This window comes from Cognatundibacterium crateris (assembly GCF_010078235.1).
GTDB lineage: Bacteria > Pseudomonadota > Gammaproteobacteria > Burkholderiales > Burkholderiaceae_D > Undibacterium > Undibacterium crateris.
In genome coordinates this window covers 286,198-302,139 of the sequence record NZ_JAABOS010000003.1, presented here as the reverse complement: position 1 = coordinate 302,139, position 15,942 = coordinate 286,198, and the positions used below count along the sequence as shown (strand labels likewise).

Below are 15,942 nucleotides of genomic sequence, written 5' to 3'. Positions count from 1 at the left end.
ATGGAAAATTTTGCTTCTTTAATTGCTGCCTCCATCAATTCCGGCACCCCTTTGCTGATCGCCGCACTCGGCCTGCTGATCAATGAACGTGCAGGTGTGCTGAATCTGGGTGCAGAAGGCATGATGCTGGTCGCGGCCATCGTCGGTTTCGCAGTTGCGCACCAGACCCACAATCCCTGGCTGGGCTTTGCCGCAGGCGCAGTCGCAGGCATGCTGATGGCGACGCTGTTTGCGTGGCTGGCCTTGTCGCTGGCAACCAATCAGGTCGCGACCGGGCTGGCCTTGTCTATTTTCGGCACCGGCTTATCGGCTTTCATTGGTCAGTCTTTTGTCGGCCAGTCACTGCCTGCAGGCAGCCACGGCATTCCAGTGCTGAATCAATTGCCCTTTGTCGGTAAAGCCTTATTTGATCAGCATCTGGCGGTGTATTTCAGCCTGCTGCTGTGCGCCGGATTGATCTGGTTTTTGTACCGCAGCCGCGCCGGACTGGTGTTGCGTGCGGTTGGCGAAGCGCCGGAATCGGCCCATGCGCTCGGTTATCCGGTATTGCGTATCCGCTTTCTGGCCTTGCTGTTCAGCGGCGCCTGCTGCGGTATCGCCGGTGCTTATCTGTCGATTATCTATACCCCGATGTGGGTGGAAGGTTTAGTCGCGGGTCGCGGCTGGATCGCTCTGGCGCTGACTACCTTCGCCACCTGGCGTCCGGCACGGGTCTTGCTCGGTGCTTTACTGTTCGGCAGCGTGACTATCCTGCAATTTCATTTTCAGGCGATAGGGATAGCGATTCCATCGCAAATCCTGTCTATGCTGCCTTATGTTGCCACCATCGTGGTGCTGGTCCTGATCTCGCGTAATCCTGACTGGATACGCCTGAATATGCCAGCCTCGCTGGGTAAGCCATTCCGTCCTTAATGACGATGCTGTTGATTTTCAAATGCATTTATTGTTTTGTTCACTGAAGGAAGTCCATGATGACAATCTCCCGTAGAAAAACCCTGGTCGCTGCGATCTCGTTTGCCGTACTCGGACTGGCCGCCTGCGGCAAGAAAGACGAAGCGCAGCCAGCTGCTTCCGCAGCATCCGGTGCCGCCGCTGCCAACAGCGCAGAAGCACTGAAAGTCGCCTTCATTTACGTGGGCCCGGTCGGCGATGCAGGCTGGACTTACGCGCATGATGCGGCCCGTAAGCAAGTCGAGGCACAGTATGGCGAAAAAGTAAAAACCACTTTCGTCGAAAACGTTCCGGAAAGCGCAGCCGATGCAGAACGCGTGATCCGCGATCTGGCCAGCCAGGGTAATAAGCTGATCTTCGGCACCACCTTCGGCTATATGGAAGCGATGGTCAAAGTCGCCAAGGATTTCCCGGATGTGAAATTCGAACATGCGACCGGCTTCAAAACCGCAGCCAATCTGGCGCAATACGATGTGCGTACTTATGAAGGCGCGTATCTGGCCGGTGTGGCTGCCGGTAAGCTGAGCAAATCCGGCAAGCTGGGTGTGGTCGCTTCGGTACCGATTCCTGAAGTGCTGCGCAATATTAACTCCTTCACACTGGGCGCACGCTCTGTAAATCCGAATGCCACCACCAAAGTCGTGTGGGTCAATAAATGGTTTGATCCGGGCAAAGAACGCGAAGCAGCGACTACCCTGATCGGTCAGGGCGTGGACGTGCTGATGCAAAATACCGATTCCGCAGCAGTGGTGCAGACTGCAGAAGAAAAAGGCGTGCTCGCATTTGGCTGGGACAGCGACATGACTAAGTTCGGTCCGAAAGCCCACGTAGCCGCCTCTACCATAGACTGGAGCGTGTACTACAACAAACGCGTAGGCGAAGTATTGGAAGGCAAATGGAAATCAGACACTACCTGGTGGGGTCTGAAAGAAAACATGATAGACCTCAAGTCTTTCAATGCCACGCTGTCTGATGAAGTCAAAAAACTCATCGCAGAACGTCGTCAGGGTGTGATCGATGGCACAGCACCCATCTGGAAAGGTCCGATCAAAGACAATACCGGTAAAGAAGTGCTGGGCAAAGATGCCGTGGCAGACGACAAATTCCTGCATGAAGTGAAGTTCTATGTGGAAGGCGTGGACGGTAAGGTTCCGGGCTAATACCAGGTTGATCTAAGCTGAGCTCAGCTTAATTACACTGACCTAAATAAAAACGCGGCTCACCAGTGAGTCGCGTTTTTTTATGGCTAGGCGCACACCTGTTGCGCTGATTCGGCAATGATTTTTCGTAACCACTGCACTTCCGCTGCCGCATGCACACGCTCATGCCAGAGCATAAAGAATTTCATCTTAGGCATAGGAACCGGTACCGGCAGCACTTCTATCGGCCAGTCTTTCGCACATTGCACCGCAAAGCTGCGGCTGGTGGTGAAGAGCAAATCTGTGCGTGACAAGACATACGGCACCATGCCGAAATAAGGCAGCGTCATCTGGATTTTGCGCTTATGCCCCAATTCAGCCAGGGCCGTGTCGATGATGCTGCGGTGTCCTGCCATATAGGGCGTCGGTGCCAGATGTGGCATATCCAGATAGTAGCGCAGCGACAGTCCTTTGCTGACCACAGGATGCTTGCGGTTCACCATGCAGACCAGCTCATCTTCAAACAATTGAGCGATATGTAGTTGCGGCGGCAGATCCGGCCAGTTGCCGATCACGCAATCGAGTTCGCCGTTTTCCAGTGCAGTCGCATAATCAAAGCCGGCATTCAGCGCATGGATCACCAGGCCTGCATTTGGTGCCAGTTCACGCACTTTTTCCATCACCAGCGGCAGCAACAGCACGCTCAGATAATCCGGCGCCCCCAGATGAAATACGCGTTGGGTAGTCGCGGCGACAAAGGCGGGCGCGGGACTGGCGATACTCTCCATCACCTTCAGCCCCTGCTGCGCCAGTTGCAGTAATTCCTGACCACGCTCAGTCGGTGTCATGCCGTTTTTACCGCGCACCAGAATCGCATCGCCAGTGATATCGCGCAGCCGTTTGAGCATATTACTGATCGCTGGCTGTGACTGTCCCAGCTTCATCGCGGTGCGGGTCACACTGCGCTCAGTCAGCAAGGTATGCAGCACGCGCAGTAAGTTGGTATCGAGCTGATCGACCAGACGCGGGTTCATGCGGCCTCTCCTGCCAGCCAGACATCACCATCGACGAAGACTTTCAGCTCACCGGGCTGGTACTGGGTCCAGCTTTCATTATGAGTGAGTGGTTCGGTCACGATCACTGCCACCTTGTCGCGTGGTGTGGTCACTTCAGAAAAATCCACACTCATTTGTTCATCCGACAGGCTGGCAGTAGGGAAAGGATACTGACGCACGATGTAGTGCAACTTGGTCGAACAATGGGTGAACAAGGCCTCTCCGTTAGACAGCATCAGATTAAAGGTGCCATAGGCCGCGATTTCACGGCAAATATCTTGCATGAAGCGGCTCAGTGCGGGCAAGTCCGGGCTTTGCTCACCAAAGCGTTCACGCATGCGCTGTAACAGATAGCAGAATGCAGTTTCGCTGTCGGTGCTGCCGACCGGCAGAAAGCTGCCATCGAGCTGGGGCGCAAAATTTTTCAGATCGCCATTATGAGCAAATACCCAGTATTTGCCCCAGCATTCGCGCACAAACGGATGGCAGTTTTCCAGCATCACTTCGCCCTGCGTCGCTTTGCGGATATGTGCAATCACATTTTCGGATTTGATCGGATAGCGTTTGATGAGCTCTGCCACCGGCGAGCTCATCGCGGGCTGATGATCGACAAACAGGCGCACGCCATTGCCTTCAAAAAAAGCGATGCCCCAGCCATCTTTATGCTCATCGGTCAGACCGCCGCGCGTCGCAAAACCGGTAAAGCTGAAGACGATATCGGTCGGGGTATTGCAATTCATTCCTAGTAATTGACACATGATGCAGAGTTTAAATGTTCACACGATCTACCTTAACATAAGCCGGCTGGCTATTGCGCTCTGGGCTGCGCAGAACACGTAAATCCTTGCTAAGTGCTGAGTTCGCTGTGCTATATTGGCAATGATTTAAGCACCGCAAATGAGGGCGACATGTTTTACCTGGTCTATTTTCAGGACTCGATACTCAAAGCAATCCCAGAGCTGGCTGAAGTCGCGCCAGTACGCTATCCGGCATTGCTGGAGACGGCTCAGCAATCAGCTTTCAACAGCCAGCGCCGTCACTGGTGGGCAGTTGCCAGCGGTGTCATCAACATCCTGGCCTTTGCAGCATTTATGTACGACTCCGAGCTGTTTGGAGCGCTGCCTATGTTAACGCTGAGCTTCTTGCTGCAATTACTGGCCGATCATCTCTACCTGCGTACTCTGCGCCCTGCAGTGCTGTCTCTGCTGGATCAGGAACAAGGCAGCCCAATGGTGATACCAAAAAATGCCTGAAACTGGCGCTTGCCCACAGAGGTAAGCTGTAAAGCCCTGCTATCTAAATCCGCTTCCAGCCAGCGCTGTTGCATTGCATGGCTCAACAAAGCCGCCCCCAATGCGCCTGCCAGATGGGAGCGGCGCTCACTCCAATCCATACAGGCACATGCGAAACGCCGCCTTTTGCTACGCAGACTCGCAGTCTCGATTCCCATGCGCGCGAACAGTTGCTCTCCGCCTGGTGTGAGCTGATAGTCTTCCTGTCCGTCCTCCTGCCGAATCAAGTGATGCTGCGCAAAGCAGGCATCATGAACAGCAACGGCAATTTCTCCGGCCAGATGGTCATAGCAGCGCCGCGCAAGCCGCAGTCGCTGCGGTGTCGAAGCCTGAAATGGCGGCAGATCTTGCGCTGCCAGTCGCAATAAGGACTCCAGCGCCTGTGCGACGTCGGGCCTGTCCAATTGAAAATACCGGTGCCTGCCCTGTGGCAGCATCCTGAGCCAGCCCTGCTCAGTGAATTTCGCTAAATGCACACTGGTGGTGGAGGCGCTGATGTCGGCGATTGCAGCCAGCTCGGTCGCGGTACGCGCACGACCATCCAGCAGACAGCAAAGCATACGGGCACGCGCCGGGTCTGCAATCAATGCGGCGATTCTGGCTAACTGCTGATCTGGCGTAACGACATCCATAGTTTGACCCCCAACGAAGTGTATTCATCAATCCACGCGTATTCTGCGGCAAATTCATCAGGAAAGACACAGATATGCAAACAGACTTCCTCAATCCACCGATTCCCCATGCAATCGCCGCTGCCTCGCATCCTGCGGCGCCCGGCTATTACCGACAATTGCTGGAGCAGCCGGGCATACACTACTGTCCTGAACTCAGGATGTGGATCGCGGCCCATGCAAGCGACATCATGGAGATATTCAACTCCCCGGCTTGCGCGGTACGTCCGCCCGCTGAAATGGTACCGGCTGCGCTGGGTAGCGGCAGCACAGCGCAGATTTTCCAGCAGCTGATACGCATGAATGAGGGGCAGACCCATGCCACTGGCAAGCGCATCCTGCAAGACTGTCTGCAACAGCTGGATGGGCAGCGCGTGCAGCAAACGACTGAACAGGTCGCACACAGACTGGCGGCAGCCTTAGCGGAAACACAGACGCCGCCAGCGTCGCATCCGGCGCAATACAAGCTCAGTGCGACGGCCATGAATCAGCTGGTACGCGATCTGCCTTTGTATGTGGTGGCTGAATTATCTGGCTGCCCTGAATACCTGATACCGGAGATCAGAAGCCACATTGCCGCTTTTGTGCATGCGCTGTCCAAGCCCGGTGATGCCGTGGCTATCGCCGCAGCCAATCAGGCGGCGCAAGCTCTGCTGCACACCTTCACGCAGTTGGCTGAGAGCGAATTAGCAGCAGACAGTTTGCTGGCACAAATTCATCTTAAAGCCAGAAAGTCAGGCGGAATGCCAGCTGAAGCCATCATCGCTAATTGCATAGGCCTGCTGTCACAGACGTATGAAGCCAGCCGTGGCTTGTTGCAGGCCAGTCTGATGTATAGCACGCACTACCCCGCCGTCTTTTTGCAAGTGCTGCAACAGCCAGACCTGATCAATGACTGGGTCGCAGAAGTATGCCGCCTGCACTCGCCGGTACAGAATACCCGCCGCTATGTCACAACCGCCACCCATATCGGTAACACGTATCTGCCGCAAGATGCGGTCGTATTGTTACTACTGGCGGCAGCCAATATCGATACGGCTATCCATGAACAAGCCTGCGAATTTCGTTTGCAGCGGCCTCAGCGCACACTGTACAGCTTTGGCTATGGACGCCATGCCTGCCCTGGCCAGCAATTGGCCTGCCAGATCACCGCCACGGCCACACGCTTGGCAGGCACATGGTCACTGGCGCTGGATCAGTGGCAGGTCAGCTATGAAAACTCCGCCAACGGGCGGCTGCCGGTTTGGACTCATACTAAGGAAACAGCATGATCGCGGTTATCTTTGAAGTCAGCATCAAGCCGGAAGGTCCGGATGCTCTGAAGGGCTACCAGCAACTGGCAGCCGAACTCGGCGAGACTTTGCAGAATATGGATGGCTTCATCTCGATAGAACGCTTTCAGAGTCTGCGTGAGCCAGGCAAGATTTTATCTTTGTCATTCTGGCGCGATGAAGATGCGGTGCGCGCCTGGCGTGATCTGGATGCGCACCGCGCCGCCCAGATCGCAGGCCGGAGCCATCTGTTTAGCGGCTACCGTTTAAGAATCGCCGCGGTCATCCGGGATTACGGGATGACGGAGCGGGATCAGGCACCGGCAGACAGCAAGAACTTACACGGCGGGAATCAAAGTGCCGCCGACAAGAGCAACTTCACCCATTTCAAGGAAGTCTGATGACTCAGCTTGACGACTATCTGCAGCACTATTTTCTGCCCGCACCCGCCTACGCCGCCCATTGCGGCATCGATCAAAGCATGTTGCGCACGCTGTTAGCGGAAGGCCTGATCCCTGCGCCTTCGTATATCGTCGATAGCACAGGCCGCGTACACAGCAAAGTTTTTGGCAGCATGGAGGCTGCAGGCAGCAAGGCCGGTGAATTTTTCCGCCCCGAATACCAGGGCTGGGTGAAGTTTGTGTTGGATACTGGCGCAGGCCAGACCAGCCATCTGCGGCAGGCGCAAATCAAAGCCGCATTCTGCCAACAACTGAGCGCAGAATTACAGCGCTTACATCAGACGCTGTGGCGGCTCAGCGATTGCTTTGATGTGCAGGACCAGCGCATAGAAAGTGGCATGCAGCAGCGTTGCAGCCAGATCTGGAATGCGTTTCAAAACGGCACTTTCGGTATTTGCGTTGCCTGTCCTGATTCGATTGCGCAGTTAGCGCTGAAAGAAGTGCTGCAGGAAAAAATGAATTCCCTGATCCGGGACACTGCGTGGGATCAGCTGACGCATCAGCAGCTAAGCACGCTGCTGGCGACGATGGAGCGTTATGAGCAGGTGACGATGCCATTTTCACCGCTGGACTATCCACTGAGCAGCCGCTACCACCTGGTGGATGCACTGAAACCCCAGGTAACAGAGCGGCTCAGACAAATGGCACATGCTGACTGAGTGTCATGCATCTGCGGCCAGCATCCGCTGGCCATGCATGCTCAGGACTGACGCTTATTTACCGATACAAAAACGCGAGAAAATCACACCCAGCAAATCATCACTGGTGAATTCACCGGTGATGCTGTTGAGTCTGTCCTGCGTCAGGCGTAATTCTTCGGCGAATAAATCGAGTAACTGATCGTTTTGCGCCGCATACTCAGCGGCTTGCTGCAGATGTTCATGTGCGTGTTTGAGGGCAATCAGATGACGTTCACGTGCCAGATACAGGGATTCACCGGTTTGCTCCCAGCCTGCAATACGCAGCAATTCCTGGCGCAATAAATCTATCCCTACATGGTCCTGCGCCGACAGATAGATGTGAGTTGCATCTTCCATAGGATCGACACTGGCATGATGGCCGGACAAGTCGATTTTGTTCCACACACGGATGACAGGCACGCCATCCGGAAAGCGTGCCACGATGGCTTCATCGGCGCGGGTAGGGCCACGGCTGGCATCCAGCAAATGCAGGATCACATCCGCTTTTTCCACTTCGGCCCAGGTGCGTTCTATGCCTATGCGTTCGACCGCATCAATCGCATTCACGATGCCGCCCGGCTCGGCATCATCATGCTCATGCCGGATACCGGCGGTGTCGATGATATTGAGCGGGATGCCTTCGATGTGAATAGTTTCTGTGACTTTATCGCGCGTGGTTCCGGCGATAGGTGTGACGATGGCGACATCATCCCCGGCCAGCGCATTGAGCAAAGAAGACTTGCCCACATTCGGCTGCCCGGCCAGCACCACGTTCAGACCCTGGCGCAACAAAGCGCCCTGTGCAGCCTGTTCAAATACTTTTTGCAAAGCTGCCTGTATGGTGCTGAGCTGACCGCGTGCATTGGATTTTTCCAGGAAATCGATTTCTTCTTCAGGAAAATCCAGCGTCGCTTCCACCAGCATGCGTAAATTCACCACCTTATCGACCAGTTCATGGATCACGCGCGAAAAAGCGCCGGATAAGGATTGCGAAGCCGACTTAGCAGCGGCCTCGGTCGAGGCCTCGATCAGATCGGACACCGCTTCCGCCTGCGCCAGATCGAGCTTGTCGTTGAGGAAGGCACGCTGCGTAAACTCGCCCGGCTCAGCCAGGCGCAAACCGGCGGCCTGGCCCGCTTCCAGACAACGGCTCAGTAACATCTGCATCACCACCGGGCCACCATGGCCTTGCAGCTCCAGCACGTCTTCACCAGTGTAGGAATGGGGTGCTTTGAAATAAATCGCGATACCCTGATCGATCACACTGCCATCGGCTTGCGTGAACGGCAAATACGTTGCATGGCGCGGTTTGAACTGGGTGTCGTTAAACAAAGCCCGTATCACCGGGCCCAGGTCTTTGCCCGAAATACGGACAACGCCGATACCACCGCGTCCAGGCGCGGTTGCAATAGCGGCGATAGGGATAGGTTCATAAATCATAAGTAAATTCTATCTGTGCTCTGAGTTAGCACCCAGTAAGCTTGTGTTTTCGATGTGTATTGTGTGACGGAAATGCGACAAAGTTTGTGGGCTTGGTTATTTGGCTTCATGGATGCTTTGACTAAGCGTTGCCGGGGGTGGCCCGGCGGCCACTCCCTTTTCTTTGCTTCGTCAAAGAAAAGGAAGCAAAAGAAAGACGACCGCAAGACTCGCCCTTCGGGTGCTTACGCTACGCTACAGCACAATTGATGTGCTCAGTAAAATGGGAAATGACCGCAACTCGCTACGCTCAGACAGCGGTCATTTCTGATCCATTTTCCAGACCACATCAATTGCATCGTCTCAAGCGGATCACCTTCCGCCTAAGGGCGATCGTTGCGCGCGGGAGTGCGGCACTATCCGCTCAGGCACTGCCTTTGATGCGAGTTAAAAAATGGAATAAGAAAGCTTCGTTGTCTGAGCGCAGCGAGTTTCGAAGCTTTCCCATTTTTTGGCTCGCAGCAAAGGGAACCCCGCAGGGGCAGTGACATTGCGGTCGCCTTCTTTTTGCTTACTTTTTCTTGGCGAAGCAAGAAAAAGTAAGTGGCCGCCGGGCCACACCCGGCAACGCTTAGGCAAAGCTTAGGCAAAGCCCCCACAAAGCCTGGCCCAACAACAAAGCAAACAAACCCAACCAAAAAACAAGCCCGCATCTGCGGGCTTGTTGTGTGCATTAGGCCTTGTGCTCTGGCGGGATCATCTTGTTATTGATCACCCACTGCTGACCGATAGACAGGATGTTATTGACTACCCAGTACAACACCAGACCCGACGGGAAGAAGAAGAACATGACCGAGAAAATCAAAGGCATGAACATCATCATCTTCGCCTGTACCGGATCAGCCGGTGCAGGATTGAGTTTGGTCGTGATAAACATGGAAATCGCGTAAATCACAGGCAGAATGAACAGCGGATCTGGCGCGGTCAGATCGGTGATCCAACCCATCCACGGCGCGCCGCGCATTTCCACACTCGCTTGCAATACCCAGTACAGCGCCAGGAAAATCGGCATCTGAACCAGGATAGGGAAGCAGCCGCCCAGAGGATTGATTTTCTCTGTTTTGTACAGCTCCATCATGGCCTGATTCATTTTTTGCGGATCGTTTTTATAACGCTCACGCACGGCCTGCATCTTCGGTGTGACGACTTTCATTTTCGCCATACTGCGGTAACCGGCAGCAGACAAAGGGAACAGCGCCAGTTTGATCGCGATGGTGAAGACTACGATAGTCCAGCCCCAGTTACCGATCACGTTGTGGATCAGTTCCATCAGCCAGAACAGCGGCTTGGCGATGAAAGCCAGCATGCCGTAGTCTTTGACCAGATCCAGGCCAGGTGCGATTTTTTCCAGGCTGGCGGTCGATTGTGGACCGGAATACAGACGCAGGTCGTTAGCCACAGTCGCGCCCGGTGCTACGCTGCCGACTGGCAGGATATTACCGACTGCATACAGATTGGTATCGATTTTCTTGGTGAAGATATCACGCTGCGTTTTGTCAGCAGGGATCACGGCAGACACAAAGAAGTGCTGCAGCATCGCGACCCAGCCACTGTCGGCTTTCATCGCATGGCTGGCAGTATTTTTCTCGATTTTTTCGAATTCCAGTTTCTGGAATTTTTCTGCTTCACTGTACACAGCCGGTGCATAGAATTCACCCGTCGCGGAGAACATGCCGCCGGATTCAGGCTTGGTGCCGTCATGCAGCAACTGCATGTAGACCGAAGGCGTGATCGCCGCTGTCGTGTTATTGGTGATTTCATGACGTACGTCGATGATGTAGTCACCACGTTTGAAAGTCAGGGTCTTGGTCAGCTTCACACCACCGACTTCCGATTCCAGCTCCAGTTGTACCTGCTTGGCGCCGTCCGTGAGTGTGCGCACACCTGGCTTAGCCACAAAGGCAGATTTATGGTTAGGGAAATTGCCACCGATCAGACCGGATTGCGCCAGATAAGTACGTTTTGCACTTTGATCAAACAGCACAATATTCTGGCTGGGCTGCGCTGCTTTTTTGCTGCTGAACAGTTCCAGGAAAGGCTCATACCAGTGATCGTGATGCACGGCTGCCTTGAACTGCAACAGTTCCAGACGCTTCAGCTCACCACCCTGGGTATCGATATCTGCTTTGAATACGTCGGTCGTGATGGTGATCACTTCACGCTTGATTTCAGGCGCGCCTGGCACCGCATTGGAAGCCGCGGCAGCCGCAACGTTCGCAGCCGGTAAAGTCCCTGCATTGGCAGAGGCACTGGCTTTCGTATTCTGTTGTGTCTGTTGATTGGCGCCAGGGAAGAACATCGAAGCCTTGCCAGTATGGCGGGCCCAGTTATCCCAAAGCAGCAACAGTGACATGGAGAAGATAATCCACAGGACGGTACGTTTGATATCCATTTTGTATGTCAGGAAAGGTGAGAAGAATGACCCTTGCTGTCAGTCTGCTCAGCGTGGGCAGGACAGCATTGGACGGATATGGGGGCGTTTGCTTTTTTTTCACCTGCGGCCGGCACGTGATCGACACCGCCCGGATGCCAGGGATGGCATTTGCACAGGCGTTTGCCCGCCAGCCAGCTTCCTTTGGCAGCGCCATGCAGCTGAATGGCTTCGGCTGCGTATTCAGAGCAGCTGGGATAAAAGCGACAGTTCTGCCCCAGCATAGGACTGATTGCGTACTTATAAAAGCGTAGCAACAGGAGCAGCAGCGTTTTCATGTCAGCCCGTCAGTTTGCAAGCCGGTGCAGCGAACAGACGTAGCAATTCCGCCCGCAGCTCACGTTTAAGCTGGGCAGTGGTAGCAGGACCATCTTTGCCGTTCACAGGCCGCGACAGACGCACGATGCAATCCACAGATTGCAAAGCAGAGCATCTGAAAATCTCACGCGTGACGCGTTTGATCGTGTTGCGGGTAACGGCGCGCGGCGCAAAGCGCTTGGCAGCCACCACCCCCAAACGGGCATGTGTCAGTTCATTGGTTCTGGCATAAAGCACAAAGTGCGCAGTTTTATACACGGGCCGCAAACGAAAAACGGATGAAAACTCATCCGTTTTAACGATGCGGCGTACGCGGGCAAAATCTGCATTGCCTGCATTTGCCAGAACCGGGTCAGCTAAATGATTGATCATGCGATATCAGCCGGAGCTGGCGCAGACCAATTATTTACAATCAAGCTGCCAGATCTCAGGCTGCCAGGCGTTTACGGCCTTTAGCGCGGCGCGCGTTCAGAACAGCGCGGCCACCGCGGGTTGCCATACGTGCGCGGAAACCGTGGGTGCGCTTGCGGCGAACGACGGAAGGTTGGTAAGTACGTTTCATGTTGGTCTCGCTATTTGAGCAATAAAAAAAATCGGAATTACGGATAAAGGCTGTCGTGCATACGACTTCGGCTCGCGCATAACGTCAGGCCTTTCGCCTTTACTGCCCCAAAACCGCTGCTCATGGCTTGCTGCATATTAGTACAAACAATGCACCATCCAATAAAAGAGGGTAGGGAACCCTGAATTAGACACCATTTTTGGCTTACGTGTCAATCACTTAGCACAAAAATTAATCAAAACGGGTTTACCCCCAGTGGTGCAGTGCAAAGAATAAATTTAATCATCAGGCTGTGGATAACTACCGCAGTCGGGGGTAAAATAGAGGATTAGCGCGGCACCGATTTATGTCTGTAAGACAACTTTTACCCGGATATCCTTGATTTCACTGGTAAAAGTCCCTGAGTCAGCTGTGGAAGACTGGCGAGTTATACACCGTGGATTGCACAGCAATCAGGTATGACTGGCTGACATTCCACACATTCCTCCGATAAAGCGGCATCCGCGCATTTGCATTTAATACCTAGGACTTACGCAAAATTGTCCCGGCAAGGCTTGGCGACGCAGACAGACCATTTGTACGGCAAGGAGCCATAACGCCGCTGGGGCAGTTTTGCGCAAGTCCTAACACAGTAAAGTTATTCATGGAAAATTTCTGGCAAGCCTGTTCTTCCCAACTTGAGCAAGAGCTTCCTCCGCAACAGTACAGTGCCTGGATCAAACCGCTGGTACCGCTCGATTTCGAGGACGGTAAGCTGCGCATTGCTGCGCCTAACCGTTTCAAGCTGGACTGGGTCAAAGCCCAGTTCGCAAATCGTATCTCTGAGCTTGCGAATCAGTACTGGGATGACGCGGTCGAAGTCCAGTTCGTGCTTGATCCACGCGGTGGCAAGAAGCCGGTCGCGGCATCGTCCGCGCCTGCGCCTGCGCGCGCTGGCAGCGATCAGGACAAGGGCGCGCTGAGTGTCGAAATTATCCAGGAACCGGCTACTGCGCCAGAAACCTCGCCCCGCCGCGAGCAAAGCCGCATCAATTCTGATCTGACCTTTGACAGCTTCGTGACCGGTAAGGCCAACCAGCTGGCACGTGCCGCGGCTATTCAGGTCGCGAATAATCCCGGCGTCTCGTATAACCCGCTGTTCTTATATGGCGGTGTTGGCCTGGGTAAAACGCATTTGATCCATGCGATTGGTAACCAGATTCTGGTCGATAACCCGAATGCCAAGATACGCTACATCCACGCTGAACAATATGTACGTGATGTGGTGACCGCTTACCAGCGCAAAGGCTTTGACGAATTTAAACGCTATTACCATTCGCTCGATCTGTTGCTGATCGATGATATTCAATTCTTTGGCGGTAAAAGCCGTACCCAGGAAGAGTTTTTCTATGCGTTCGAGGCGCTGATCGCCGCGAAAAAACAAATCATCATCACCAGTGATACTTATCCAAAAGAGATCACCGGCATGGATGACCGCCTGATCTCGCGCTTTGATTCCGGCCTCACGGTAGCGATTGAGCCGCCTGAACTGGAAATGCGGGTCGCGATTTTGCTGAAAAAAGCGCATTCGGAAGGCGTCAATTTCTCTGACGACGTAGCGTTCTTTGTGGCGAAACATCTGCGCTCAAATGTGCGCGAGCTCGAAGGCGCATTGCGCAAGATTCTGGCCTACTCACGCTTCCACGGCAAAGACATCACGATAGACGTGGTCAAAGAAGCGCTCAAAGATTTGCTGTCGGTGCAGAACCGCCAGATTTCTGTGGAAAACATCCAGAAAACCGTGGCTGACTTTTTCAATATCAAAGTCGCCGACATGTATTCGAAAAAACGTCCGGCCAATATTGCGCGGCCACGTCAGATTGCGATGTACCTCGCGAAAGAACTCACTCAGAAGAGCTTGCCGGAAATCGGCGAACTGTTCGGCGGACGCGACCACACCACGGTCTTGCATGCGGTACGTAAAATCACCGCTGACCGTGCCAAGAATCCGGAATGCAATCACGAATTACACGTGCTGGAGCAAACCCTGAAAGGCTGATGCACGCCAGCTAGCCAGCTAGCCAGCTAGCCAGCGATGCCGCCCTGCCGGACAAAGCTACACAGCGGCGCGTCATCAGGGGGCAACAAGCAGGGTTTAAGCTGCTAAGGCCGCTAATCTTGCCGGGTATAAATTTTGCGAGATTTACAACAATAAAATTGTTGCAGGCAGCAAGCAAAAATGCACAACAGATGGCAAAACATCTGACAGAACCGACGATATACGTGACAATTATGTATAGCAGGGATGTCAGTTATTTCAACCCTAACAACCACAATTAGCGAGGATTTCAAATGCAATTGGTAAAAACCCACCGGGACACACTGCTCCGGCCTTTGCAAATTGTGAGTGGTATTGTCGAGCGTCGGCACACATTGCCGATTTTGGCCAATATCCTCATACGCAAAGATGGTGAGCAAGTGTCGTTCCTCTCGACCGATATTGAAGTGCAGATCACGACCAAGGCCGAAATCGGCTCCGGTGGCGACAGCATCGCCACCACCGTGGCTGCACGTAAATTGCTGGATATTCTGCGCGCACTGCCAGACGATAATGATGTCGTGCTCAAGCTCGACAACAAACGCATGAGCGTACAGTCCGGCAAATCGCGCTTTTCGCTGCAAACCCTGGCGGCAGAAGAATTCCCTACCGTCGCGCAAGCCGAGCATTTCAATGCCAGCGTGAGCCTGCCGCAAAAGACCCTGAAACACCTGTTCAACATGGTGCATTTCTCCATGGCGCAACAGGATATCCGTTACTACCTGAACGGCTTGCTGCTGGTGGTCGATGGTAAAAACGTGATTGCAGTAGCGACTGACGGTCACCGTCTGGCCTTCTGCCAGGTGGAAGTGGAACAGGAATTCCCACGCCACGAAGTGATCATCCCACGCAAAACCATCATCGAACTGCAGCGCCTGCTGGAAGACAAAGATGATCCGGTACAGCTGGACATCGCTAACAACCAGGTTAAGCTGACTTTTGCTGACATCGAACTGATCTCCAAGCTGGTCGAAGGCAAATTCCCTGACTTCAACCGCGTGATCCCTAAGGGCTATAAAAACAGCTTTACGCTGGGTCGCGAACAGTTGCTGCGCTCGCTGCAACGCGCTGCGATCATGACCTCGGACAAGTTCAAAGGTGTACGCTGTGTGATCACACCGGGCAGCATGCAAATCCTGTCCACCAATGCGGATCAGGAAGAAGCAGCGGAAGAAATCGAAATCGATTACGGCGGTGATAACGTCGATATCGGCTTCAATGTCAGCTATCTGCTGGACGTATTGAACAACCTGAAATGCGACCAGGTCAGCATCTCGCTGGGCGATTCCAATTCGTCCGCACTGATCACCATTCCAGACAACACGGACTTCAAGTACGTCGTCATGCCTATGCGAATTTAAGCCTGACACGAAGTCTGCTTCCCCTCTGCCGCTGGCGGCCGGGGGGAGGGATGAGGTGCTTCAGTGCGGCAACAGCAACATGCGCAAGCTGATTTCACACCACCGGTCTGAGTTCAACGCTAAGGCCATATCAAGCTGCAAGCAAGCCGACAGCCCATCCTCATCCCGCTCTGCTGACATCCGCAGAAGCGTAA

General features: G+C 54.0%; 16 protein-coding genes. 8 read left to right on the top strand and 8 right to left on the bottom strand.

The window, feature by feature from the left end; genetic code table 11:
• Together EYB48_RS07380 and EYB48_RS07375 are read left to right on the top strand one after the other, a co-directional pair.
• Nucleotides 1-912, top strand: a complete 912-nt coding sequence (locus tag EYB48_RS07380) for an ABC transporter permease (protein ID WP_162019668.1) — start codon at nucleotides 1-3, stop codon at nucleotides 910-912.
• A 59-nt stretch (nucleotides 913-971) separates the two neighbouring features.
• A complete protein-coding gene (locus EYB48_RS07375; protein WP_162019902.1) occupies nucleotides 972-2,111 on the top strand; it encodes a BMP family ABC transporter substrate-binding protein in 1,140 nt (379 codons plus the stop codon).
• Nucleotides 2,112-2,197: 86 nt separating this feature from the next.
• Here EYB48_RS07375 and EYB48_RS07370 read toward each other — a convergent pair whose 3' ends face one another.
• Together EYB48_RS07370 and EYB48_RS07365 are read right to left on the bottom strand one after the other, a co-directional pair.
• Complete coding sequence (locus tag EYB48_RS07370) at nucleotides 2,198-3,124, bottom strand: LysR family transcriptional regulator (RefSeq protein WP_162019667.1); 927 nt, start codon at nucleotides 3,122-3,124, stop codon at nucleotides 2,198-2,200.
• Nucleotides 3,121-3,903 carry a class II glutamine amidotransferase gene (locus tag EYB48_RS07365; RefSeq protein ID WP_162019666.1) on the bottom strand — a complete coding sequence of 261 codons (783 nt, stop codon included), beginning with the start codon at nucleotides 3,901-3,903 and terminating at the stop codon, nucleotides 3,121-3,123. The genes EYB48_RS07370 and EYB48_RS07365 overlap by 4 nt, the downstream gene beginning before the upstream one ends.
• 150 nt (nucleotides 3,904-4,053) lie before the next feature.
• Between EYB48_RS07365 and EYB48_RS07360 the strand changes: the two genes are divergently transcribed.
• Complete coding sequence (locus EYB48_RS07360) at nucleotides 4,054-4,398, top strand: hypothetical protein (RefSeq protein ID WP_162019665.1); 345 nt, start codon at nucleotides 4,054-4,056, stop codon at nucleotides 4,396-4,398.
• On the opposite strand, the gene EYB48_RS07355 is transcribed toward EYB48_RS07360, so the two are convergent.
• Nucleotides 4,356-5,069: an ArsR/SmtB family transcription factor gene (locus EYB48_RS07355; protein WP_162019664.1), complete on the bottom strand. Its 714-nt coding sequence runs from the start codon at nucleotides 5,067-5,069 to the stop codon at nucleotides 4,356-4,358. The genes EYB48_RS07360 and EYB48_RS07355 overlap by 43 nt on opposite strands.
• A 74-nt stretch (nucleotides 5,070-5,143) precedes the next feature.
• Between EYB48_RS07355 and EYB48_RS07350 the strand changes: the two genes are divergently transcribed.
• From EYB48_RS07350 to EYB48_RS07340, 3 genes are read left to right on the top strand one after another with little or no spacing between them, the layout of a single operon-like run.
• A complete protein-coding gene (locus EYB48_RS07350) occupies nucleotides 5,144-6,379 on the top strand; it encodes a cytochrome P450 (protein ID WP_162019663.1) in 1,236 nt (411 codons plus the stop codon).
• Nucleotides 6,376-6,780, top strand: coding sequence for an antibiotic biosynthesis monooxygenase family protein (locus tag EYB48_RS07345; RefSeq protein ID WP_162019662.1), 405 nt, complete (start codon nucleotides 6,376-6,378; stop codon nucleotides 6,778-6,780). The genes EYB48_RS07350 and EYB48_RS07345 overlap by 4 nt, the downstream gene beginning before the upstream one ends.
• Nucleotides 6,780-7,499, top strand: coding sequence for a DUF6058 family natural product biosynthesis protein (locus tag EYB48_RS07340; protein ID WP_162019661.1), 720 nt, complete (start codon nucleotides 6,780-6,782; stop codon nucleotides 7,497-7,499). Before EYB48_RS07345 ends, EYB48_RS07340 begins: the two co-directional genes overlap by 1 nt.
• Nucleotides 7,500-7,553: 54 nt before the next feature.
• Here the strand turns inward: EYB48_RS07340 and mnmE are convergent, their stop codons facing one another.
• From mnmE to rpmH, 5 genes are all read right to left on the bottom strand, one after another.
• Nucleotides 7,554-8,960, bottom strand: a complete 1,407-nt coding sequence (mnmE, locus tag EYB48_RS07335; protein ID WP_162019660.1) for a tRNA uridine-5-carboxymethylaminomethyl(34) synthesis GTPase MnmE — start codon at nucleotides 8,958-8,960, stop codon at nucleotides 7,554-7,556.
• A 712-nt stretch (nucleotides 8,961-9,672) separates the two neighbouring features.
• The gene (gene yidC, locus EYB48_RS07330) at nucleotides 9,673-11,391 is read right to left on the bottom strand and encodes a membrane protein insertase YidC (protein ID WP_162019659.1); all 1,719 of its coding nucleotides are present in this window, start codon (nucleotides 11,389-11,391) and stop codon (nucleotides 9,673-9,675) included.
• An 8-nt stretch (nucleotides 11,392-11,399) separates the two neighbouring features.
• A complete protein-coding gene (gene yidD, locus EYB48_RS07325; protein WP_162019658.1) occupies nucleotides 11,400-11,708 on the bottom strand; it encodes a membrane protein insertion efficiency factor YidD in 309 nt (102 codons plus the stop codon).
• A 1-nt stretch (nucleotide 11,709) separates the two neighbouring features.
• Nucleotides 11,710-12,120 carry a ribonuclease P protein component gene (gene rnpA / locus EYB48_RS07320; protein ID WP_162019657.1) on the bottom strand — a complete coding sequence of 137 codons (411 nt, stop codon included), beginning with the start codon at nucleotides 12,118-12,120 and terminating at the stop codon, nucleotides 11,710-11,712.
• A 55-nt stretch (nucleotides 12,121-12,175) separates the two neighbouring features.
• Complete coding sequence (rpmH, locus tag EYB48_RS07315; RefSeq protein WP_061535510.1) at nucleotides 12,176-12,310, bottom strand: 50S ribosomal protein L34; 135 nt, start codon at nucleotides 12,308-12,310, stop codon at nucleotides 12,176-12,178.
• A gap of 643 nt (nucleotides 12,311-12,953) precedes the next feature.
• Between rpmH and dnaA the strand changes: the two genes are divergently transcribed.
• Entirely contained in the window at nucleotides 12,954-14,348 is a 1,395-nt protein-coding gene (gene dnaA, locus EYB48_RS07310; protein ID WP_162019656.1) for a chromosomal replication initiator protein DnaA, read from the top strand.
• A 293-nt stretch (nucleotides 14,349-14,641) separates the two neighbouring features.
• Nucleotides 14,642-15,748 carry a DNA polymerase III subunit beta gene (gene dnaN / locus EYB48_RS07305; protein ID WP_162019655.1) on the top strand — a complete coding sequence of 369 codons (1,107 nt, stop codon included), beginning with the start codon at nucleotides 14,642-14,644 and terminating at the stop codon, nucleotides 15,746-15,748.
• The last annotated feature ends 194 nt before the right edge of the window (nucleotides 15,749-15,942 follow it).